Below are 21,984 nucleotides of genomic sequence, written 5' to 3'. Positions count from 1 at the left end.
TCCTAAGGAGAACCGTTATGCAGCACGGACGGCCCACATCCGCCCTCGCCGCACGAGGGTTTATCGGCCGCAGCCGGGTAATGAGCGTGCTCATGGCCCTGTGCCTCTTCGGCGCGGTCGCGTTTGCCATTCCCGGTTTCACCGCGCGTGCACACGCAGATGACAGTATCTACGTCATCCCGAACACTACGTTCCTCGTCACTCTCGAGGATGCCTTCGACTTCGAAGCGAAGTACGGCAAGACCGGGTACTGGGGAGTCATCCTGGACAACGGCCGCGTGACACCGAACGATCCGCCGTCGTTTGAACGTCACGGCGAGATCGTGACCCCGACCGCGAACGACCTGTGGAAGGCGGTTCCCCTCAATAGCTACACGATGATTGTTCCCGTGCCCAACGGCACCAACAATATCGAGGGCGTCACCTGGGAACCCGGCACGAATCACCGCATCACGATCGTCACCTATAAGGACGACGAGACCCTTGCTGAGAACGTGAGCTACTCCGTCACGGTGTACAAGCCGTACACCCCGGAGCCGACTCCCGACCCAACCGTTGATCCGGCGCCTGAGCCGACCGTTGACCCGGCGCCCGAGCCGCAGCCTGAGCCGACCGTTGATCCGGCGCCTGAGCCGCAGCCTGTGCCGACCGTTGATCCGGCGCCTGAGCCGCAGCCTGAGCCGACCGTTGATCCGGCGCCCGAGCCGCAGCCTGTGCCCACCGTTGATCCGACGCCTGAGCCGCAGCCTGTGCCCACCGTTGATCCGGCGCCCGAGCCGCAGCCTGTGCCCACCGTTGATCCGGCGCCTGAGCCGCAGCCTGAGCCGACCGTTGATCCGGCGCCCGAGCCGCAGCCTGTGCCCACCGCGGATCCCCAGCCTGCCCCGAGCGTGATCCCCGTTCCCGCTCCGCAGCCTGACGACCCGCAGCTCCCGCCCGTTCAGCCCTCGCCGTCGGCGTCGGCGACTCCTTCGCCGACCCCCTCCGCTTCGGCCAACGCGACCCAGCCCTCGGACACCCCCGTGTCTCCGATCTCGGACGAGTCTCAGCTCACCGATGCCAACAAGGGTGGCGTGAGCGCCGCCTTCACGGGCGGCCAGCTGACGATCAACGTCCCCGCAGACAAGGCGGTTGCCGGTGAGTGGGTGAGCGCCAACATCATGCAGACGGGTGAGGCTCGCTGGCTCCAGGTTGAAAACGGCAACCAGGTGACGATGGATGTGACGGGCTTGCCGATGGGCGACTACAAGGTCGTCGTCGCGAACCGCTCGCACCAGCTCGTCGGCTGGGCCGAGTTCAAGGTCGCGTCGACTGTCGCGGCAGCTGGCGCGGGTGCGCCGGTGGATGCCTCCGGTTCGTTCAAGCTCCACGCGGAGGTTCTGTCGGCCTCGAACGGCGTTGATGAGTCTGAAGGGCTCAACGGGTATCTGCTGGGCGCCGGCGCGTGCATGCTGATTCTCGGTGGCCTCGTCGTCCTGCAGGTTCTGTCCGGACCGAAGATTGGGTCTACCTCGGATGGAGTCACCCTGACGTAAGCTAGGTTTCATGGATCTGTTCGATTCTGAATCTTTCGACGAGTTGGGCGTGCCCGCGTTTTCCGCGGGTGCGCCCCTCGCCGTTCGTATGAGGCCTTCGCGCTTGGAGGAGGTCGTTGGTCAGGCGCACCTCCTGGGTGAGGGAGCGCCGCTGCGTCGGCTCCTGTCTCCCGAGTCACGCGACGGGGTCGCCGTGTCCTCGGTGGTCTTGTGGGGGCCACCCGGGACTGGCAAGACGACTCTCGCCTACCTGATCGCGCGCGCGTCGGGCCGCCGCTTTGTCGAGCTGTCGGCGGTGTCCTCGGGCGTGAGCGACGTTCGCCGTGTGGTCGATGCGGCCCGTCGAACGCTCGCAAACGGAGGCGAGGAAACCATCCTCTTTGTTGATGAGGTGCATCGCTTCTCGAAGTCGCAGCAGGATTCTCTTCTGCCCGCGGTCGAAAATCGCTGGGTGGTTCTGGTGGCCGCGACGACGGAGAACCCATCGTTTTCGGTCATCGCGCCCCTGTTGTCACGATCGCTGCTGTTGACGCTGCATCCTCTGGGGCCCGAGGATCTTGAGGGTCTTATCCGGCGAGCGCTGAGCGATGAGCGTGGCCTGGCCGGTCGGCTTTCGATCACCGACGAGGCCGTGGCTGGCCTCGTGCGGCTGGCTGGGTCGGACGCGCGTAAGTCCCTGACGCTTCTCGAGGCGGCTGCCGGGGCGGCCAGTGATGATGGTTCCGGCGAGATCACGGTGGCCAGTGTTGAGGCCGCCGCGAACCAGGCGCTCGTGCGGTGGGGACGCGATCAGCACTACGACGTGACCAGTGCCTTCATCAAATCGATGCGCGGCTCTGACGTGGACGCGTCCCTCCATTACCTCGCGCGGATGATTGAGGCGGGGGAAGACCCCCGCTTCATTGCGCGGCGCATCATGATCGCGGCCTCTGAGGAGATCGGCATGGCGGCGCCGGAGGTGCTGTCGACGTGCGTTGCGGTCGCGCAGGGTGTGGCTCTCATCGGCATGCCCGAGGCGCGCCTGCTCCTCGCCCAGGCGGTCGTGGCTGTGGCGACTGCGCCCAAGTCCAACGCGACGTACCTGGCGGTCGATCGCGCCCTCGCGGACGTTCGAAAGGGGCGTGGGGGAGCGGTGCCCGAGCACCTGCGTGACGCTCACTATGCCGGAGCGCAGGCGCTGGGGCACGGGGAGGGCTACCTGTACGCCCACGATTATCCCCATCACGTGGCCCCCCAGCAGTACCTTCCCGACGACCTGGAGGGGACGCACTACTACGAACCGACCGAGAACGGGCATGAGGCGATGCTCACGAAGCGACTCGGTGCCATTCGCAATCTGCTGAAAAGACGCTAGGATGGAACAGTTGTCCGCTCACGCGGGCACCTGGGGCCTTAGCCGATGAACCCACTCGGGTACTGGAGTTGGCCCCATGTCGGGGATCCGCCCCGACATGACATGAGAAACAGGAAGAAGATTTCATGGCAACGAATCGTTCCCGTAAGCAGGTGCGCGAGTCCCGCGCCCTGGGCCTGGCCCTGACCCCCAAGGCCGTCCGCTACTTCGAGAAGCGCCCCTACGGCCCCGGTGAGCACGGCCGCACCCGCCGCCGCCAGGACTCCGACTACGCCGTCCGCCTGAAGGAAAAGCAGCGTCTGCGCGCTCAGTACGGTATCCGTGAGTCGCAGCTGCGCCGCGCCTTCGAAGAGGCCCGCCGCACCGCCGGCCTGACCGGTGAGAACCTGGTCGAGCTGCTCGAGATGCGTCTGGACGCCCTGGTCCTGCGCGCCGGCTTCGCACGCACGATCCAGCAGGCCCGCCAGGTGGTCGTCCACCGTCACATCCTCGTCGACGGCAAGATCGTCGACCGTCCCTCCTTCCGCGTCAAGCCCGGCCAGACCATCCAGGTCAAGCCCAAGTCGCAGACCACGGTTCCCTTTGAGATCGCCGCTGAGGGTATTCACCGCGACGTGCTGCCCGCCGTCCCCGAGTACCTGGACGTCGAGCTGTCCCGCCTCAAGGCGACCCTGGTTCGTCGCCCCAAGCGCGCCGAGGTCCCCGTGACCGTCGACGTGCAGATGGTCGTCGAGCACTACTCGCGCTGACGTTTGTCAATTCCGTGCCCCCGAGCTCCTTGCTCGGGGGCACGGTTTTCTTTATCCCACAGTTCGCATATGCGTGCCGATGTGCCTCAACGGGTGGGTACCGACTAACATGGGGCACTATGCGTACGTCTGAAATCCGCACCCGTTGGCTCGATTACTTCGAGAAGCAGGGTCATGAGATCTGTCCTTCCGTTTCTCTGGTCTCCCCTGAGCCCTCGATCCTTTTCACGATCGCGGGCATGGTTCCGTTCATTCCCTACATCATGGGCGTTGAACCTGCCCCGTGGCCTCGGGCCGCTTCGGTGCAGAAGTGCATTCGTACGAACGACATTGACAACGTTGGCAAGACCACACGCCACGGCACGTTCTTTCAGATGAACGGTAACTTCTCGTTCGGCGATTATTTCAAGGAAGGTGCCATCAACTTCGCGTGGGACCTGCTGACGGGTTCGCGCGACGAGGGCAAGTACGGCCTCGACGGTGATCGTTTCTGGGTGACGATCTGGGATCAGGACGAGGAAGCCTTCAACGTGCTGACCAAGCAGGTCGGCATGGACCCCAAGCACATCGTGCGCCTGCCGCGCGTGGAGAACTTCTGGGACACCGGCCAGCCCGGCCCCGCCGGCCCCTGCGCGGAGTGGCACTACGACCGTGGCCCCGCCTACGGCCCCGAGGCCGTGGGTGGCGCGGTGGACCCGGGCGGCGACCGATACCTCGAGGTCTGGAACCTCGTGTTCGACCAGTACATGCGCGGCGAGGGCGTCGGCAAGGACTATCCGCTGCTGGGCGAACTGGACAAGAAGGCCATTGATACGGGCGCGGGCCTGGAGCGCCTGGCGTTCGTCATGCAGGACAAGCCCAACATGTACGAGATCGACGAGGTCTTCCCCGTCATCGACGCCGCGATGCAGATGAGCGGCAAGCGCTACGGCCTGGGCGCCGCCGGTCCTGAGGCCGGGGCCGCCTACGACGACGACGTGCGCATGCGCGTCGTGGCCGACCACGTGCGTTCCTCCCTCATGCTTATCGGCGACGGCGTGCGCCCGGGCAACGACGGCCGCGGCTACGTGCTGCGCCGCCTGATCCGTCGCGCGGTCCGCTCCATGCGCCTGCTCGGTGTTGATGAGGCGACCATGCCGACGCTGCTGACCGCGTCCAAGGACGCCATGAAGGCCTCGTACCCGGAGCTGGAGACCAACTGGAAGACGATCTCTGAGGTCGCCTACGCGGAGGAAGAGGCCTTCCGTCGCACTCTGAGCACCGGCACCACGATCCTGGACGCCGCCGTGGCCACCGCGAAGGAGTCGAAGGGCGCGCCCATGATTTCGGGTGAGTCGGCCTTCTCGCTGCACGACACCTACGGCTTCCCGATCGACCTGACCCTCGAGATGGCCGCCGAGCAGGGCGTGTCCGTCGACGAGGAGGGCTTCCGCACACTTATGGCCGAGCAGAAGGAGCGTGCTCGCGCCGACGCGCGCTCGAAGAAGACCGGCCACACGGACGTGCGTATCTTCCACGACATCGAAAAGGCGATGGGCGGCGGCTCGACGTTCCTGGGATACACGGAGCAGGCCAGTGAGGCCACGGTCCAGGCCCTCCTCGTCGACGGCGTTGAGGCCCCTGCGGCCAGCGCCCCCGCCGAGGTTGAGGTCATCCTCGATCGCACCCCCTTCTACGCCGAGATGGGTGGCCAGCTGGCCGACCACGGCACGATTCGTCTCGCCGGCGGCGGTGTCGTCGAGGTTCACGACGTGCAGGCACCGATCCGAGGCCTGAGCGTGCACCGCGGCACCCTGACCGAGGGCGGCATGACGGTGGGCGAGAAGGCCTACGCCGAGATCGACGGTGAGCGCCGCCTCGCGATTGCGCGTGCGCACACCGCGACGCACATGGTGTACGCAGGCCTGCGTAATGTCGTGTCCGAGCATGCGGATCAGGCGGGTTCGGAGAACTCGCCGTCGCGCCTGCGCTTCGACTTCCGTCACTCGAGCGCGCTTGCCGGATCCCAGCTGAACGACATTGAGGCTCTTGTTAACGAGAAGCTCGCTGAGGATCTCCCCGTCACAACGGAGGTCATGAGCATCGAGAAGGCCAAGGAGATGGGCGCAATCGCTCTCTTCGGCGAAAAGTACGGTTCCGAGGTTCGCGTTGTGACAATCGGCGATGGCTTCGACCGTGAGCTGTGCGGTGGTACACACGTACCCACGACCGGCCACATCGGCCGCGTGACCCTCCTTGGCGAGGGTTCGGTGGCCTCCGGCGTTCGCCGTATCGAGGCTCTTGTCGGCACCGGCGCGTACGAGTTCCAGGCGAAGGAACACGCGCTCGTCTCCCAGCTCTCGCAGCTGGTGGGTGGCCGCGCCGACGAGCTGCCCGAGCGCATTGAATCCCTGCTGGCCAAGCTGCGCGAGTCCGAGAAGGAGCTGGATAAGATCCGTACCGAGCAGGCGCTGCACCGCGGTGCCGAGCTTGCGGAATCCGCTCAGCGCGTCGGAGCGATCAGCCTCGTTGCCAGCGCGGTGGGCGAGATGCCCTCGGCCGATGCGCTGCGCACCCTGGCCCTGGACGTGCGCGACCGCATGGGCAACGATCGTGGCGCCGTCGTGGCGCTGGCGGGTGTTGTCGGTGGCAAGCCATCCCTGGTGATCGCGACGAACCAGGCCGCCCGCGAGGCCGCCGTCAAGGCGGGCGCGCTCGTGCGCGCCGTCGGCAAGCACATGGGCGGTGGCGGCGGTGGCCGCGACGATATCGCTCAGGGTGGCGGCACGAAGCCCGAGGGCATCCCGGCCGCGCTTGACGCGATCCGTTCGGAGATTGAGGCTCTGTGAGCATTCGCAGGGGAATCCGTATCGGCGTGGACGTCGGCACCGTGCGTGTCGGCGTCAGCCGGTGCGACCCTGACGGCATCCTCACGATGCCGGTCGTGACGCTGACCCGCGCTCCCGACCTGTCGGACCTCACCGAGCTCGCCGACATCGTTGGGAGCCACGAGGCCATCGAGGTCATCGTGGGTCTGCCTCGGCACCTGCGCGGTGGGGAGGGAATCTCCGCCAAGGGAGCGCGCAAGTACGCGCGCCGCCTCAAAAAGCTCGTGCCCGAGGTTCGCATCGCGATGGTCGACGAGCGTCTGACATCTAACCAGGCGCATGCGCGCCTACGTGCCTCTGGCATCCCGGAACATGAACACCGCAGCGTCATCGATCAGGTTGCGGCGCAGATCATCCTTGAACAGGCCCTGGAACTCGAACGCATGAGCGGACGGGCGCCGGGGGAGGAGATCATCCTCGACACCAGTGAAGGAGCGAACGAATGAGTACGCCCCCCAAGTATCCCTTCCGCTCACGCCGCGAGATTCACTCCGGACAGCCCAAGGTTTACTCCGACGCTCCCAACGAGGAATCGCTTTCGACGCCATCCGATCCCACGCCCACTCCGGTGCGCGGGAACGCAGTGCCAACGTCCGACCGGGCGCCAGTTTCTGACCCCACGCCCACTCCGGTGCGCGGTGCATCCAGGTTCCGCTCTCGTTCGGGCGACCATGCGCACTCCCTGGCGCGCGCGTGGGAGCAGGCTGACGCTGCCGAGTCGACGTCCACCCCGGAGCGCGGGATCCGCACGGCCACCCCAACCTCGTCCGATCCGACCCCGACCCCGCTGGCCGGGACCCCGACGCCCAGCGCCGCGGTCGCCGAGGAGGCCACCGAGCCTGAGCATGACGGTGCCGCAGACTACAGCTTCGATGACCTCATCAACGGCGGGGCTGGCGACCGTTCTCATCGCAGGCGCACCGAGGTGCCGTCGGAGACTACCGGCATGCGCTCGCGCAGGATCGCCAGCGAACGGCGAGCTGCACGGCGCCGCAAGCGCCGCCGTGCCATCCGCTCCTTCTTTGTTCTGCTCCTCGTCATCGGTCTCGTCGGCGGTGCCGGCTACGTCGCGTACTCGCAGCTGGTCAATGGGTCGACCACGGCATCCGATGACTACCCGGGTCCGGGTACCACTGAAGTCCTCGTTACCATCGCGGACCAGTCGACGGGACGCGACATCGGCAGTGCCCTCTACGACGCTGGCGTCGTCAAATCCGTCGGTGCCTTCGTGCGTCAATACGAGAAGAACCCCGCTGCCCGCGCCATCAACCCGGGCACCTACCGCTTCAAGCTTGAAATGAGCGCCGCGGACGCCCTTGCCGTACTCCTTGACCCGATGAACCGGGTCGCCTCCAACGTGACCGTCCTGTCCAAGGAGCGACTCTCGGTGGTCAAGAAGCGCATCGTCGAGGTGATGGACGTCAGCAGCGAAGAGGTTGATAAGGCGCTCGCGGACACCGAGGGCATCGGCTTGCCCGCAGAGGCCAAGGGCAGCGCTGAGGGATGGCTGGCGCCCGGTAGCTACGAGGTGGGCGAGGACGACACGCCGACCACGGTGCTCGCCCGTATGGTCAAGGCGACAATCGACGAACTCGACGGACTTGGGGTGGCCCCCGCCGATCGCGAGGAGGTCCTCATCAAGGCCTCGATCGTCGAAGGCGAGATGGGCAGCAACAAGAAGTACATGCCCCAGGTTGCACGCGTTATCGAAAATCGCCTCGTCGACACCGACGGTGAAACCAAGGGCGTTCTCGGCATGGACTCGACCACGCTCTACGGTGTGGGCAAGGAGTCCGGCCTGCCCAGCCAGGAGGACCTCGACAACGACAACCCCTACAACACGCGCCTGAACCAGGGCCTGCCGCCCACGCCCATCAATCAGCCGAGCGTGGACGCCATCAAGGCCGTGCTCAATCCGGCCGAGGGTAACTGGTTGTACTTCGTGACCATCGACTTGAACACGGGTGAGACGGTCTTTGCAGCCACTGCCGCCGAGCACGAGGCGAATAAGGCCAAACTGGACGCGTACTGCGCCCGGCACAAAGTACAGTGCGGGCAGTAACGGTGAGCGCGTGGGCCGCAGTCATCGGATCCCCGATTGCTCACTCGCTGTCCCCGGTCATCCACCGGGCGGCGTGGGGGCAACTCGGGATCGACGGATGGGACTACCGCCGCGTCGAGGTGGGGGAGGAATCGTTACCCTCCTTCGTCGCCGGCCTTGACGACTCCTTCCGGGGACTGTCCGTCACGATGCCCTGCAAGCAGGCGATCATGCCGCTCCTCGATGCGATTGATCCCCTTGCGAGCGCAGTGGGAGCCGTCAACACGGTCGTGCCCTCGGCGGGAATGCTCGCCGGGTTCAATACGGACGTCACCGGCATCGCGTCGTCGATCCGGCGTGCCTGCACCGAGGGCGGCGTCCCGATGCCGTCGAGCGCTCTGGTGCTTGGCGCGCGTGCCACGGCCTCGTCGGCGCTGGCGGCGCTCGGCGAACTCGGCATCACGACGAGCTGCGTGGCGGCGCGCCGCTTCGGTGGACCGGGATCCGTTATCGCGGCGGCTTCTCGCCTCGGCGTGAACGTCGAGCAGGTTATGTGGGCGGACACAGCGTCGGTTCAACGTGCTGCGCGCGCGGCCGACGTGATCATCTCGACGCTTCCCGCGGGCGTGGCTGACCCGTTCGCGCAGGCTGTGGCGCCCCGGGAGGGACAGGTCCTCCTTGACGTCGTCTACTCACCGCGGCGAACCGCTTTGCGCAGTGCCTTCGAGCGCGCCGGGGGAGTGATCGCAGAGGGCACCGACATGCTCGTGTACCAGGGGGCCGCGCAGGTTCAGCTGATGACCGGGCACAGCCCCGATCCGTCCGTCATGCGCCACGCTCTCGAAGAAGAACTGGAGCGTCGTGCGCGCCAGGGCCCCGGAGGGCGGCGTCCGTGATCGTCGACTGGCTCCCTCCCCGCATCAGCGCCGATCTGTCGTTGGTGTCCGGCTTTCTGACGTGGATCATCATCCTGGCGTGGTTGTGGCGCTCTGGCTGGAAGGTACAGCGGCGCTATCTCGTAGAGGCTACCCAGACGCCGTTGACGCGCAACGCCATCGTGTGGTGCGCGGGCATCTTCGGTGCGCTCTTTTTCGTGGGCGCCCAGATGCGCCCGGGCATACCGGCCGTCATGACGGTCGCGATGATCGGCGCGCTGAGCGCCTACGTCGACGCCCGCACGCATCGCCTGCCGAATAAGTACACGGCGGTGATGGGCATCGGCGTCGTGGCCGGTGCCCTCATCGGAAGTCTCATCTCGCCGATGTGGGAGCAACGCCTCATCGGCTTCGTCCTCGGCGCGCTGATTTGGACCATTCCCATCGCGCTCCTGAATCGACTGCCCGGGGGAATGGGCGGCGGCGACGTCAAGCTTGCGCCCGTTCTGGGCGCCATGGTTGGTTCTGTCGGACTGAACGCAGCCGTCTTTGCCCTGGCGTTGTCCTTCGTATCCGCGGGAGTCGCGGCCCTGTGGAAGATCGTCGTCGGCTGGGCCGGCACGCAGTCTCGGGTGCCGATGGGCCCGTGGATGATCGCTTCCGCGCTGGTCGGCACGATCGCCTGGGGTGTCGTTCCCGACTGGCTGTAGGCCAGTATCACTGGCCTCATCGTGGACCCGTCGGGCCTCAGAGAGTCCGGGATGGGACAATGACACGGTGAGTATTTCGACGCCTTCGCATCAGTCCGAGCCTGTCAGCCTCGAATGGGGTCAGACGTGGCCACCTCGTGACGTGTTCGTCTCGCTTGCCGCGTCGAGGCGCGTGATCCCTGTTGTTCGGCGAGTTCTCGCTGATGAGCTGAGCGCGGTCGGCGTCTATCGTCAGCTCGCTCACGGCAACTACGGCAGCTTCATCCTCGAGTCCGCGGAGCACGGAGGCTCCTGGGGGCGTTGGTCTTTCGTTGGCGCCTCGAGCGCCGGTGCGATCGTTGCACGCGATGGTCGCGCCCGCTGGGTGGGATCCCACCCGGAAGGTGCTCGTGAGGAGGGCACGTTCCTGGAGGTCGTGCACTCTGCCCTGGAGCAGCTCGCCGCCTCGCCGATTGAGGGCCTGCCTCCGCTGACCGGCGCACTCGTCGGCTCGCTGGGCTGGGGCATTATTCCCGAGTGGGAGCCGACCCTGGCGGCCACCGCGCCCAAGGAAGCGGACGTTCCCGACGCGACGCTCGTGCTGGCCACGGAGGTCGCGGCCATCGACCACTCGACCGGCTCCGTGTACTTGATGGCGATCGCCTGGAACCTCAACGGCTCCGACGAAGGCGTCGACGGCGCCTACGACCGTGCGATCGAGCGTCTTGACGCTATGACGACTCAGCTGGCCTCGCCCATCGCTCCCGCCGTCCTGGGCGTGAGCGGTCAGGAGCCCCCCGCGGTGCGTGAACGTACGCAGCGCGCGGACTTCGAGTCTTCGGTCAACGCGGCCAAGCGCGCGATTACCGACGGCGACGCCTTCCAGATAGTGCTGTCGCAGCGCCTGGACGTGGCCACCGACGCCAGCGGAGTCGACGTGTATCGCGTCCTGCGCACGGTCAACCCCTCGCCGTACATGTACTACCTGGATTTGCCCGACGAACGCGGCGGGCACTACGAGGTCGTCGGTTCTTCCCCGGAGACGCTGGTCAAGGCGCAGGGTCGGCGCGTGTGGACCTACCCGATTGCCGGCTCGCGCCCGCGCGGCGCGGATTCGGCGCAGGATCATCGTCTCGCCGCCGAGCTTTTGGAGGATCCGAAGGAACTCTCCGAGCACGTCATGCTCGTCGACCTGGCGCGCAACGACCTGTCGAAGGTCTGTGATCCCGCCTCGGTGGAGGTCGCCACGCTCATGGAGCTCAAGCGCTACTCGCATATCCAGCACATTTCCTCGACGGTCACGGGCCTGCTGCGCCCCGACGCGGACGCCCTCGATGCATTGGTCGCGACCTTTCCGGCGGGTACCCTCTCGGGCGCGCCCAAGCCTCGTGCGATCCAGCTGATCGACGATTTCGAGCCTGCGGCGCGCGGCGTGTACGGCGGCGTCGTCGGCTACTTCGACCTGTCGGGGGATGCGGACCTGGCGATCGCGATCCGCACGGCCGCGCTTAAGGATGGGGTGGCCTCGGTGCAGGCCGGCGCCGGCGTGGTCGCGGACTCGGTGCCCGCCCTCGAGTACGAGGAGTCGCGCAACAAGGCGGCGGCCGCCGTCGAGTCCGTCGTTCGAGCCTCGACGTTGACCGCGCTGTCGTGACACGCGCGGCCGGACGCTGGTCACGGGGCTGCGCTTTATTCGCTAGCCTTGATGATGTCCAATTGTTTTTCGGTGAAAGGCGAGCGTCGTGAGCGTTCTTGATGACATTATTGCGGGGGTCCTCGAGGACCTGAAAGAGCGCGAGGACCGCGTGCCTCTGAGCCGTGTCAAGCAAATGGAGCAGGCCGTCCCCGAGGCGAAGGACGCCCTGGGCGCGCTGCGGGGCCGCGACGGCGCCGTCAAGATCATCTCGGAGGTCAAGCGCTCGTCCCCGTCCAAGGGTGCGCTCGCGCAGATCCCCGATCCTGCGGCTCTCGCCTCGATGTACGAGGCCGGGGGAGCCTCCGTGGTCTCCGTGCTGACCGAGGAGCGGCGCTTCCACGGCTCGCTTGCCGATCTGGACGCGGTGCGCGCCGCGGTCGATATCCCGATCCTTCGCAAGGATTTCATCGTGACGCCCTATCAGATCCACGAGGCGCGTGCTCACGGCGCGGATCTCGTGCTGCTGATTGTGGCGGCCCTGGAGCAAAATGCGCTCGTGTCGCTGCTGGAGCGCACGCGTTCGCTGGGCATGGAGGCGCTGGTCGAGACCCATTCGCGCCTGGAGGCACTGCGCGCGCTTGAGGCGGGTGCCTCGATCATCGGTGTCAACGCTCGCAACCTGAAGACTCTGGAGGTCGACCGCTCGACCGTCGAGCAGGTCATCGACGTCATCCCGCAGGACGTCGTCGCCGTCGCCGAGTCGGGCGTGGCCAAGGCCCACGACGTGTTCGAGTACGCCAAGTGGGGTGCCGACGCCGTCCTGGTGGGCGAGGCGCTCGTGACCTCGGGCGACCCGCGCGCCTCCATCCAGGACATGGTGAGCGCCGGGCAGCACCCCGCGCTACGCACGGATCGCAAGGCCCGCGTGGCCGCTGCTCTGAAAGAAGGAAAGTGATGAGCGCGCACAACTTTGTGTCCGGCCCCTATTTCGGTGATTTCGGCGGTCGTTTCGTCGCCGAATCCCTGATGGGTCCTCTCGAAGAGGTCGACGCGGCGTGGAAGCGCCTGTGGCGGGACAAGTCCTTCCAGGCTCGTCTGCGCGACCTGTTTGTCAACTACGCGGGCCGTCCGTCCCTGCTGACCGAGGCCCCGCGTTTCGCGGCCGACCTGGGCGGCGTGCGCGTGTTCCTCAAGCGCGAGGACCTCAACCACACGGGCTCGCACAAGATCAACAACGTGCTGGGACAGGCGCTACTGACCAAGGAGCTCGGCAAGACGCGCGTCATCGCCGAGACTGGCGCTGGGCAGCACGGCGTGGCCACCGCGACGGCGGCCGCGCTGCTGGGCCTCGAGTGCACGATCTACATGGGCCGCGAGGACACTGAACGTCAGGCTCTCAACGTGGCTCGCATGCAGATGCTGGGCGCCGAGGTCATCGCGGTGACCGCCGGGTCCGCAACCCTTAAGGATGCAATTAACGAGGCGTTCCGCGACTGGGTGACCAACGTCGAGACGACCAACTACATCTTCGGAACGGCCGCTGGCCCGCACCCCTTCCCGGAGCTCGTGCGAGACCTTCAGCGCGTGATCGGCGACGAGGCGCGCGCCCAGCTGCTGGCCACCGAGGGGCGTCTGCCCGACGTCGTCGTGGCCTGCGTGGGCGGCGGTTCCAACGCGATCGGCTCTTTCACGGCTTTCATCGATGACCCGAGCGTCGAACTGCTGGGCTGCGAGGCCGCGGGCGACGGGTTTGAGACCGGACGCCACGCCGCCTCCATCACGGCCGACCAGGTCGGTGTGCTCCACGGCGCGCGCACGTTTGTCCTGCAGGAGCGCGATGGCCAGACGAAGGCCTCGCACTCGATCTCGGCGGGCCTCGACTATCCGGGTGTGGGCCCTGAGCACGCGTGGCTGGCCCGATCGGGGCGGGCCTCGTATATCCCCGTCTCCGACGCCGAGGCCATGGAGGCCTTCCTGCACCTGTCGCGCACGGAGGGCATTATCCCCGCCATCGAGTCCTCGCACGCCCTCGCCGGGGTGCGCGCGTGGGCCCGAGCAAAGGCCGAGGCCGAAGGCCCCTTCGCGCCGGGCGAGGAGCCCATCGTCATCGTCACCGTGTCGGGACGCGGCGACAAGGACGTGGACACCGCGTCGCGCTGGTTCGGCTATGGACACGCGAAGCTGCAGGTGATCGACCCCAGCGCCGGGCCTTCCGGCGTGGCCGTCCTGGACCAGACCGAGGAGAAGTGAGATGACGCGAGCCCCCCATTCCGCCGTCGCAATCGACGCCGCCCTGGAGCGCGGCGACGCCGCGCTGATCGCCTACCTGCCCGTGGGCTTCCCGTCGGTCGAGGACTCGATCCGCGCGGGTAAGGTTCTCGCGGACGTCGGCGTTGACGCCATCGAGCTGGGCTTCCCCTACTCCGATCCGGGCATGGACGGCCCCACGATCCAGCGCGCAACTGTCGCCGCTCTGGAGCGTGGCACGCACCTGGAGGACCTGTTCCATGCCGTGGATGAGCTGACCTCCTACGGCGTCTCGACGTGTTCCATGACCTACTGGAACCCCGTCGAATGGTGGGGCGTTGAACGCTTCGCCAAGGACTTCGCAGCCGTCGGCGGTTCCGGCCTCATCACTCCCGATCTGCCGCCCGAGGAGGGCGCGCAGTGGGAGGCGGCCTCGGACAAGTACGACTTGGAGCGCATCTACCTGACAGCCCCCTCCTCGCCCGAGCACCGCCTCACGCTGATCGCCCAGCACTCGCGCGGCTGGGTGTACGCGGCCTCGTCGATGGGCGTCACCGGAGCGCGTGCGGCGGTCGGCGAGCACGTCGCCGACGTCGTTGCGCGTACCCGCGCGGCGGGCGCGCAGCGAGTCTGCGTCGGCCTCGGCGTGTCGACCGGTGCTCAGGCCCGCGAGATCGGCGCCTACGCGGACGGCGTGATCGTCGGATCGGCGCTGGTCAAGACCCTCTTCGAGGAAGACAGTGACCGTGGCCTGAAGGCGCTGGGCGAGCTCGCCCGCGAGCTCAAGGCCGGAGTGACCGGAGCTCGCGCGTGACCATCCTCGCTGCTGCTGGAATCCCCTCACCCTCCGAGGGCGTATGGTATCTCGGCCCCGTGCCGCTGCGCGCGTACGGCATCATCATCGCCATCGGAATGGTCGTCGGCGTGTGGTGGACCGCGCGTCGCTACGTTGCGCGCGGGGGCGATGCCGACACGATCTACGACACGGCCCTGTGGGCGATCCCGCTGGGCGTCGTTGGCGCGCGCCTCTACCACGTCGTGACCTCGCCCGAGGCCTACTTCGGCCCCGGTGGGGACCCGATGCTGGCCTTTCAGATCTGGCGCGGCGGCCTCGGCATCTGGGGTGGCGTCGCCCTGGGCGCGCTCGGCGCGTTCATCGCGGTCAAACGAGCCAACGTCACTCTCGGGCCCATCGCTGACTCGCTGGCACCCGCCCTGCTGGTCGCCCAGGCGATCGGCCGATGGGGCAACTGGTTTAACCAGGAGCTGTTCGGTGGCCCGACGACGCTGCCGTGGGGCCTCCAGATCGACGCGTACCACCTGCCGGTGGGCTACCCCGTGGGCACGCTCTTCCATCCGACCTTCCTTTACGAAAGCCTGTGGAACCTGGCCGGCGCCGGTCTCATCGTGGCACTCGACCGTCGTCGGCGCTTCGCGGCTGGGCAGCTGTTCGGCATGTACCTGATGATCTACACGGCCGGGCGCAGCTGGATCGAGATGCTGCGCATCGACGATGCGCACACCGTGTTGGGCCTGCGCCTGAACGTGTGGACCTCCCTGGCCGTCTTCGCTCTGGGCCTTGCTGTCTACCTGATTGCCGGACGTCTGGATCGTCCGCGCGAGGTGGTGGCGGTTGCCGACGAACAGGCAGATGACGCAGGCGCCGAAGCGCCTGACGAGGACGGTGCGCAGGAGGCGACCACGGCCTCGGACATCGAGGCGGACGACCCTCACGCAGCCGACGAGGAAGACGACGGAGACGAGAGCCACAAGGAAACGTCTGAGGAAGCGGGGGAGCGCCACTGACGGCACCCGCTGGCCAGGAGCTATGTCCAAGGTCCCAACCTGCGGTTATTCATGGGAATAATCACGTCAGCCGCGCGGAGCTCCTTGGTGATTCCCGTGTGACTGGGCGGTAAACTTGGGTTCATGCGTCGAGCTAAGATTGTCTGCACTATTGGACCTGCCACTGAAACCCCTGAGCAGCTCCAGGCGCTGGTGGACGCCGGCATGGATGTCGCGCGTATCAACCGGTCGCATGGAAAGGCTGAGGAACACGAGGCCGTCATTGCGCGCGTGCGAAAGGCGTCTGCGACGTCCGGCCGTGCGATCGCGGTTCTCGTCGACCTCCAGGGCCCCAAGATCCGCCTGGAGACGTTCCAGGATGGCCCTCAGGAACTCAAGATCGGTGACACCTTCACCATCACGACCCGCGACGTTCCCGGCACCAAGGAACTCGTCGGTACGACTTTCAAGGGCCTGCCCGGTGACTGCGCTCCCGGTGACCGCCTGCTGATTGACGACGGTAACGTCGCGGTGCGCGTCGTCGAGGTCACCGAGACCGACGTCGTGACCCGCGTCGAGGTTCCCGGCGTGGTCTCGGACCACAAGGGCCTGAACCTGCCCGGCGTCGCCGTGTCCGTGCCCGCCCTGTCTGAAAAGGACAAGGAGGACCTGCGCTGGGGTATCGAGCAGGACGCCGACTTCATCGCGCTGTCCTTCGTGCGTTCCGCCAAAGACATCAAGGATGTCCACGAGATCATGGACGAGATGGGCAAGCGTATCCCCGTCATCGCCAAGATCGAGAAGCCCCAGGCCGTCGAGGCGCTGGAGGAGATTGTCGAGGCCTTTGACGGCATCATGGTTGCCCGCGGCGACCTCGGCGTCGAGATGCCCCTCGAGGCCGTGCCGCTTGTTCAGAAGCGTGCGATCGAGCTGGCTCGTCTTGCCGCTAAGCCCGTCATCGTGGCGACCCAGGTCATGGACTCCATGATCAAGAACCCGCGCCCGACCCGCGCCGAGGCCTCCGACTGTGCGAACGCCATCCTCGATGGCGCCGACGCGGTCATGCTCTCCGGCGAGACCTCGGTGGGTGCCTTCCCCATCGAGACGGTGCGCACGATGGCAGCGATCATCGAGTCCACCGAAGAGAACGGTGGCGAGCGTATCGCGTCCATTCCCAGCTTCTTCGCCGACCGCGCAGGCGTCATCTGCGAAGCGGCCGCCCGCATCGCAGAACACATGGACGCCCGCTACCTGGTGACCTTCACCCAGTCCGGCACGTCGGCCCGCCTGCTCTCGCGCATGCGCCGCCCGATCCCGATGCTGGCCTTCACGCCGCTCGAGTCGACGCGCCGCCGTCTGGCCCTGTCGTGGGGCATCCAGACATACCGCGTCCCCGAGGTTCGGCACACGGATGACATGGTGTGGCAGCTCGATCAGGTCGTCCAGTCTTCCCGACTGGCCGAGATCGGCGACCAGCTCGTCATCGTCGCAGGCATGCCCCCGGGCATCCCCGGCTCCTCGAACATGCTGCGTATCCACGAGGTGGGTGACGAAGCCGATTACGCAATCGGCGGCGCACGCTAACTCCTAGACGCGTCGACTGTGGGGTGCTGGCCTGGCCGGCACCCCACAGTTGTTTGTAGCGATGTGATGTTGTTCGCATGGACAAAATGACAACGGTGGAATAAAGTACTCGGATGCACGTTTAGACGTGTGATGCCGTTCCAAAGACGGGATGGAAGGCAGCAGATTGCTGCGGGTGCGTTTGTTGGAATGCCCGTGCGAATGAAGCACGTTTCCGCGCGCCCACAATGGAAGATGGAGGAAGAAATGAATACGAACATCCGGACCGTGTCGGTCCATGACACTCTGTTTGGTCGCGTGGCCAACAACCTGGAGGTCGGTCAGCTCTCGCGAGCCGTTGAGCCGTGGTTTGCCGACTTCCACGACATGAGGGTCAAGCAGGCGATCGCGGATCTCGACGAGCCGACCCGCAGGGGAGCGGCAGCCGAGTACCTCGGTCTCGAGCTGATCGTGGTTGCCTAAAGATACGGCGAGGGGCCGACAAGCACTGCTTGTCGGCCCCTGTTCGCCTGCGAAAACTACTCGTATCAATAATGGTTCCAGCGTCGCGCCAGTACCCGTTTGCCGGTACGATAGATCGCGTACTCAAATGGCGGTACCCCGAGTGGGATTCGAACCCACAACAAGCCGGGTTTGAGCCGACCGCCTCTGCCAGTTGGGCTATCGGGGCTTTCGCGTGTGCGAGGTCCACAATAGAACAGCTCGGCACACCGATCAAACTGAGGAATATGACAATGAGTGAAGAGCAGGCTGAACCGCGTCGCGTCCTCGTGGCCGAGGATGAGGGGCTGATCCGTCTCGATATCGTTGAGACGCTGACCCAAGCGGGGTTCGAAGTCGTCGGCGAAGCCGCCGACGGTGAGGAAGCTGTCGAGCTGGCACTGGAGCTTGAGCCCGACCTTTGTGTGATGGACGTCAAGATGCCGAAGATGGACGGCATCACGGCGGCCGAGAAGATTCTGCAGGAGCTGTCCTGCGCGGTCGTCATGCTGACGGCGTTCTCCCAGACGGAGCTGGTCGAGCGCGCCCGCGACGCCGGCGCGATGGCCTACGTCGTTAAGCCCTTTAGCCCCTCGGACCTGATCCCTGCCGTCGAGATCGCGCTGTCGCGTCACGCGGAGATCGAGTCGCTGGAGGATCAGATCGCTGACCTGACGGATCGCTTCGAGACCCGCAAGCGCGTGGACCGCGCCAAGGGCCTGCTCATGAAGAACATGGGCATGAGCGAGCCGGAGGCCTTCCGCTGGATTCAGAAGACGTCCATGGACCGTCGCCTGTCCATGCGCGAGGTCGCCGACGCGGTCATCAACCAGGTTGATGACTGATCACTAGCTGAGACGAGGCGGGGAGAGTCGTGGTGACTCTCCCCGCCTTTGTCGTGCCCAAAGTCTCCGGCTCAGTCGTGCGTGGAGCGCACGAGGATGCGGTTGGCCACGCGCGCGACTGAGATCAGGCGGTCGGCCTCGTCCCGGATCTCCACGGTGTGCACGGTGGAGGAGCGGCCCAGGTGTACGGCCGTGGCCGTGGCCGTAATCGTGCCTTCGCGTCCCGCCGCGATGTGCGAGGCGTTGAGCTCGGTGCCCACCGCGTAGGCCTGCTTGCCGGGGTGGGTTTCGCGCGCGTGGATCTGGGCGGCGAACGAGGCGGCGGTTTCCGCGAGGGCCGCGGATGCGCCGCCATGGAGGATTCCCGCGCTCTGGCGGTTGCCGTCGATGGGCATGGAGATGACGGTGCGCGACGCGGAGTGCTCGAGCACCTCCATGCCGGTGGCCTCCATGAGGGTGCCGGGCCAGTGGGCGCCCACCCAGCCGCCCCGCGCGAGGGGGTCGGGCGTGGTCGGATGGGTGTGTTTCGTCTGGTGATCGTGTGTCATGGCATCTAGGGTGGCATGTGTGAGTGACACTGTGCTGATTATTGACGGCCATTCGATGGCATTTCGTGCGTTCTATGCGCTTCCCCCGGACAACTTCGTCACGGCAACGGGCCAGCATACGAACGCGGTTTACGGCTTCGTGTCAATGCTGACGCGACTGCTGGAGACGGAGCGCCCGACGCATATCGCGGTCGCCTTCGATGTGTCGAGGCACTCGTTTAGGACCGAGGAGTATCCCGAGTACAAGGGCACGCGCGACGCAACCCCCGAGGAGTTCAAGGGGCAGGTCGAGCTGATCCGCGAGGTCTTGGACGCGATGGGCATCGTGTCCCTGTCACGCGAGGGCTTTGAGGCTGACGACATTTTGGCGACGCTGGCCTACCGCGCCGGCCACGAAGGCTCGACCGTGTTGGTCGTGTCGGGGGATCGCGACTCCTTCCAGACGGTGACGGACAACGTGACGGTCTTGTACCCGGGCACCGGCCCCGGTGATCTGCGCCGGATGACGCCCGAGGCCGTGGAAGCCAAGTACGGGGTGCCTCCGCACCGCTACCCGGAGATCGCTGCCATCGTGGGCGAGACCTCCGACAACCTGCCGGGCGTTCCCGGCGTTGGCCCCAAGACGGCCGCTCAGTGGATCAACAAGTTCGACGGCCTGGATAACCTCTTGGCCCGCGCCGAGGAGATCGGCGGCAAGCGCGGCGCCGCCCTGCGCGAGCACATGGACGACGTCGTGCGCAACCGACGCCTCAACCACCTGCTGACCGACATGGACCTGAAGGTCGGTCCCGCCGACCTGGCACGCCGCCCGACCGATGTGGCGGCCATCGACCGCCTGTTTGACTCCCTTGAGTTCGGCCGACTGCGCTCCAAGGTCCGCGAGGTCTCCGGCATCGGCATGGGGGAGAGCCCGATTGACGAGGCTGTGGAGGCTCCCGCCCCGCAGGCGCAGGTTGAGGTGAGCCTGGCAGATGCAGCCTGCGACATCGCCGCGTGGGCCCGCGCCCACGACACCATCGCCCTGCTCGTGGAAGGCGACCTGCGCCCCACGCGCGGCGAGGTCTCACGCCTTGTGCTCGCCGGGCCCGCTCGCGCCCTGGTCGTAGACCCCGCCGAGCTCAGCCCCGCGCAGGAGGAGGCCCTGTCCCAGGTCCTCGCCCAGGCCTCGTCCCTGATCGTTCACGACGCGAAGGGCACAAGCCACGCCCTGGCGGGGCGCGGCTGGAGTCTCGGTCAGGTCTGCTTCGACACGATGCTCGCGGCGTACCTGGTCCACCCGGACCAGCGCTCGCACAAGCTCGACGATGTGCTCTCGCGCCTGCTCGGCGTCACCATCGAGGAAGAGGCGGGCGACTCCGACGCCCTCTTCGACCTGGGAGAGATCGGCGAGGGGCCCACCGCCGCCCAGGTGCGCGCGGGCCGCCTGGCCGCAGCGCTCCACCCGCTCACCGACAAGCTGCGTCGGGCGCTGGACGAGAGCGGCGAAACCGCGCTCCTTGCCGACATGGAAATGCCGCTCGCCCGCCTGCTCGCCCAGATGGAAACCATCGGCATCGCCGCGGACACGCGCGTCCTCGACGACCTGTCCGCCGAACTGGGCGCCGACGTCGAAGCCGCGCGCGACGGCGCGTGGGCGGCAGCCGGGCGCGAGGTGAACCTCTCCAGCCCCAAGCAGCTCCAAGAAATCCTCTTCGACCACTTCGGACTGCCCAAGACCAAAAAGACCAAGACGGGATACACGACCAACGCCGATGCGCTGGCTGACCTGTGGGCCAAGACCGAGGCGAGCGGGGGAGCGGGGCACGACTTCCTCGGCTTCCTGCTCACCCACCGTGACCGCAATAAGCTCAAGCAGATGGTCGACTCCCTGTCCGCAACCGTGGCCACGGACGGACGCATCCACACGACCTTCTCCCAGGTCGCCGCGGCCACCGGGCGCCTGGCGTCCTCCGACCCGAACCTGCAGAACATTCCCGCGCGCAGCGCCGACGGCATGAGGATCCGCGGGGCCTTCGTTCCCGGAGTAGGCTTCGAATCCCTTATGAGCGCCGACTACTCCCAGATCGAAATGCGCCTCATGGCCCACCTGTCCGGCGACGAGGCACTCATTGAGGCCTTCAACTCCGGCGAGGACCTGCACCGGACCATGGCATCGATGGTCTTTGGGACGCCCGTCGCCGAGGTGAGCAGCGACGAGCGCTCGCGCATCAAGGCCACCTCCTACGGCCTCGCCTACGGACTGTCCTCCTACGGTCTGGCCGCGCAGCTCGGCATTCCCGTGCCCGAGGCTGCCGCCCTGCGCGACCGCTACTTCGAGCGCTTCGGGAAGGTCCGCGACTACCTCGAGGGCCTCGTCGCCCAGGCCCGTGCCGACGGCTACACGCAGACCATGTTCGGGCGTCGCCGCTACCTGCCCGACCTGCGCTCCTCGAACCGCCAGCGCCGGGAGATGGCCGAACGCGCCGCCCTGAACGCGCCCATCCAGGGCAGCGCCGCGGACATCGTCAAGATCGCCATGATGAACGTCGCCGACGCCCTGTCCGAGGCCGGCCTGGCCTCGCGCCTCCTCGTCCAGATTCACGACGAACTCCTCCTTGAGGTCGCCCCCGGTGAGGAGTCGGCCGTCGAGGCCCTCGTTCGAGAGAAGATGGCGTCGCCTGTCATGCTCTCCGTGCCCCTGGATGTCGCTGTTGGAATCGGTGCGTCTTGGCAGCTGGCAGCACATTAGGAGCCGGAGGGGCGACGCATA

The 21,984-nt window shown here is 66.7% G+C and carries 18 protein-coding genes and 1 tRNA gene; 17 read left to right on the top strand and 2 right to left on the bottom strand.

Features of this window, described 5'->3' with window-relative positions; genetic code table 11:
• The first annotated feature begins 92 nt into the window (after positions 1-92).
• The 15 genes from O3669_RS00790 to O3669_RS00720 all read left to right on the top strand — a co-directional run bounded on the left by O3669_RS00790 (position 93) and on the right by O3669_RS00720 (position 17,824).
• Positions 93-1,535 (top strand): type IV secretion protein Rhs, encoded by a 1,443-nt coding sequence (locus O3669_RS00790; RefSeq protein WP_371523291.1) that lies wholly within the window; start codon positions 93-95, stop codon positions 1,533-1,535.
• A gap of 10 nt (positions 1,536-1,545) precedes the next feature.
• A complete protein-coding gene (locus tag O3669_RS00785; RefSeq protein WP_371523242.1) occupies positions 1,546-2,889 on the top strand; it encodes a replication-associated recombination protein A in 1,344 nt (447 codons plus the stop codon).
• Between the two features lie 125 nt (positions 2,890-3,014).
• The gene (gene rpsD / locus O3669_RS00780) at positions 3,015-3,638 is read left to right on the top strand and encodes a 30S ribosomal protein S4 (RefSeq protein ID WP_009056277.1); all 624 of its coding nucleotides are present in this window, start codon (positions 3,015-3,017) and stop codon (positions 3,636-3,638) included.
• 119 nt (positions 3,639-3,757) lie between these two features.
• Positions 3,758-6,466 carry an alanine--tRNA ligase gene (alaS, locus tag O3669_RS00775; protein WP_371523240.1) on the top strand — a complete coding sequence of 903 codons (2,709 nt, stop codon included), beginning with the start codon at positions 3,758-3,760 and terminating at the stop codon, positions 6,464-6,466.
• A complete protein-coding gene (gene ruvX / locus O3669_RS00770; protein ID WP_314769427.1) occupies positions 6,463-6,951 on the top strand; it encodes a Holliday junction resolvase RuvX in 489 nt (162 codons plus the stop codon). The genes alaS and ruvX overlap by 4 nt, the downstream gene beginning before the upstream one ends.
• On the top strand, positions 6,948-8,567 hold the full coding sequence (gene mltG / locus O3669_RS00765; RefSeq protein WP_371523238.1) for an endolytic transglycosylase MltG: 1,620 nt from the start codon (positions 6,948-6,950) through the stop codon (positions 8,565-8,567). Before ruvX ends, mltG begins: the two co-directional genes overlap by 4 nt.
• A gap of 2 nt (positions 8,568-8,569) precedes the next feature.
• Complete coding sequence (locus tag O3669_RS00760) at positions 8,570-9,442, top strand: shikimate dehydrogenase (RefSeq protein WP_314769424.1); 873 nt, start codon at positions 8,570-8,572, stop codon at positions 9,440-9,442.
• On the top strand, positions 9,439-10,131 hold the full coding sequence (locus O3669_RS00755) for an A24 family peptidase (protein ID WP_295967190.1): 693 nt from the start codon (positions 9,439-9,441) through the stop codon (positions 10,129-10,131). The genes O3669_RS00760 and O3669_RS00755 overlap by 4 nt, the downstream gene beginning before the upstream one ends.
• Before the next feature lie 67 nt (positions 10,132-10,198).
• Positions 10,199-11,764, top strand: a complete 1,566-nt coding sequence (locus tag O3669_RS00750; protein WP_295917821.1) for a chorismate-binding protein — start codon at positions 10,199-10,201, stop codon at positions 11,762-11,764.
• A gap of 88 nt (positions 11,765-11,852) precedes the next feature.
• Positions 11,853-12,701: an indole-3-glycerol phosphate synthase TrpC gene (trpC, locus tag O3669_RS00745; protein WP_314769420.1), complete on the top strand. Its 849-nt coding sequence runs from the start codon at positions 11,853-11,855 to the stop codon at positions 12,699-12,701.
• Positions 12,701-13,996 (top strand): tryptophan synthase subunit beta, encoded by a 1,296-nt coding sequence (trpB, locus tag O3669_RS00740; RefSeq protein WP_295917816.1) that lies wholly within the window; start codon positions 12,701-12,703, stop codon positions 13,994-13,996. The genes trpC and trpB overlap by 1 nt, the downstream gene beginning before the upstream one ends.
• Before the next feature lies 1 nt (position 13,997).
• Positions 13,998-14,807 carry a tryptophan synthase subunit alpha gene (trpA, locus tag O3669_RS00735; RefSeq protein WP_295917815.1) on the top strand — a complete coding sequence of 270 codons (810 nt, stop codon included), beginning with the start codon at positions 13,998-14,000 and terminating at the stop codon, positions 14,805-14,807.
• On the top strand, positions 14,804-15,799 hold the full coding sequence (gene lgt / locus O3669_RS00730; RefSeq protein ID WP_314769416.1) for a prolipoprotein diacylglyceryl transferase: 996 nt from the start codon (positions 14,804-14,806) through the stop codon (positions 15,797-15,799). Before trpA ends, lgt begins: the two co-directional genes overlap by 4 nt.
• Positions 15,800-15,922: 123 nt before the next feature.
• Positions 15,923-17,362: a pyruvate kinase gene (pyk, locus tag O3669_RS00725; RefSeq protein WP_314769415.1), complete on the top strand. Its 1,440-nt coding sequence runs from the start codon at positions 15,923-15,925 to the stop codon at positions 17,360-17,362.
• A gap of 246 nt (positions 17,363-17,608) precedes the next feature.
• Entirely contained in the window at positions 17,609-17,824 is a 216-nt protein-coding gene (locus O3669_RS00720; RefSeq protein ID WP_314769414.1) for a hypothetical protein, read from the top strand.
• A 134-nt stretch (positions 17,825-17,958) separates the two neighbouring features.
• On the opposite strand, the gene O3669_RS00715 is transcribed toward O3669_RS00720, so the two are convergent.
• Positions 17,959-18,032: transfer RNA gene (locus tag O3669_RS00715), tRNA-Leu, on the bottom strand.
• Between the two features lie 64 nt (positions 18,033-18,096).
• On the opposite strand from O3669_RS00715, the gene O3669_RS00710 reads away from it, so the two are divergent.
• Complete coding sequence (locus O3669_RS00710) at positions 18,097-18,687, top strand: ANTAR domain-containing response regulator (protein ID WP_009057992.1); 591 nt, start codon at positions 18,097-18,099, stop codon at positions 18,685-18,687.
• 71 nt (positions 18,688-18,758) lie between these two features.
• Here the strand turns inward: O3669_RS00710 and O3669_RS00705 are convergent, their stop codons facing one another.
• Positions 18,759-19,235, bottom strand: a complete 477-nt coding sequence (locus tag O3669_RS00705) for a PaaI family thioesterase (RefSeq protein ID WP_295917804.1) — start codon at positions 19,233-19,235, stop codon at positions 18,759-18,761.
• On the opposite strand from O3669_RS00705, the gene polA reads away from it, so the two are divergent.
• Positions 19,234-21,963: a DNA polymerase I gene (gene polA / locus O3669_RS00700; RefSeq protein WP_371523236.1), complete on the top strand. Its 2,730-nt coding sequence runs from the start codon at positions 19,234-19,236 to the stop codon at positions 21,961-21,963. The two genes, O3669_RS00705 and polA, sit on opposite strands and share 2 nt — an antisense overlap.
• The last annotated feature ends 21 nt before the right edge of the window (positions 21,964-21,984 follow it).

This window comes from Pauljensenia sp. 20925_1_34, from assembly GCF_041432775.1.
GTDB lineage: Bacteria > Actinomycetota > Actinomycetes > Actinomycetales > Actinomycetaceae > Pauljensenia.
This window is presented reverse-complemented; position numbering and strand designations above follow the sequence as displayed.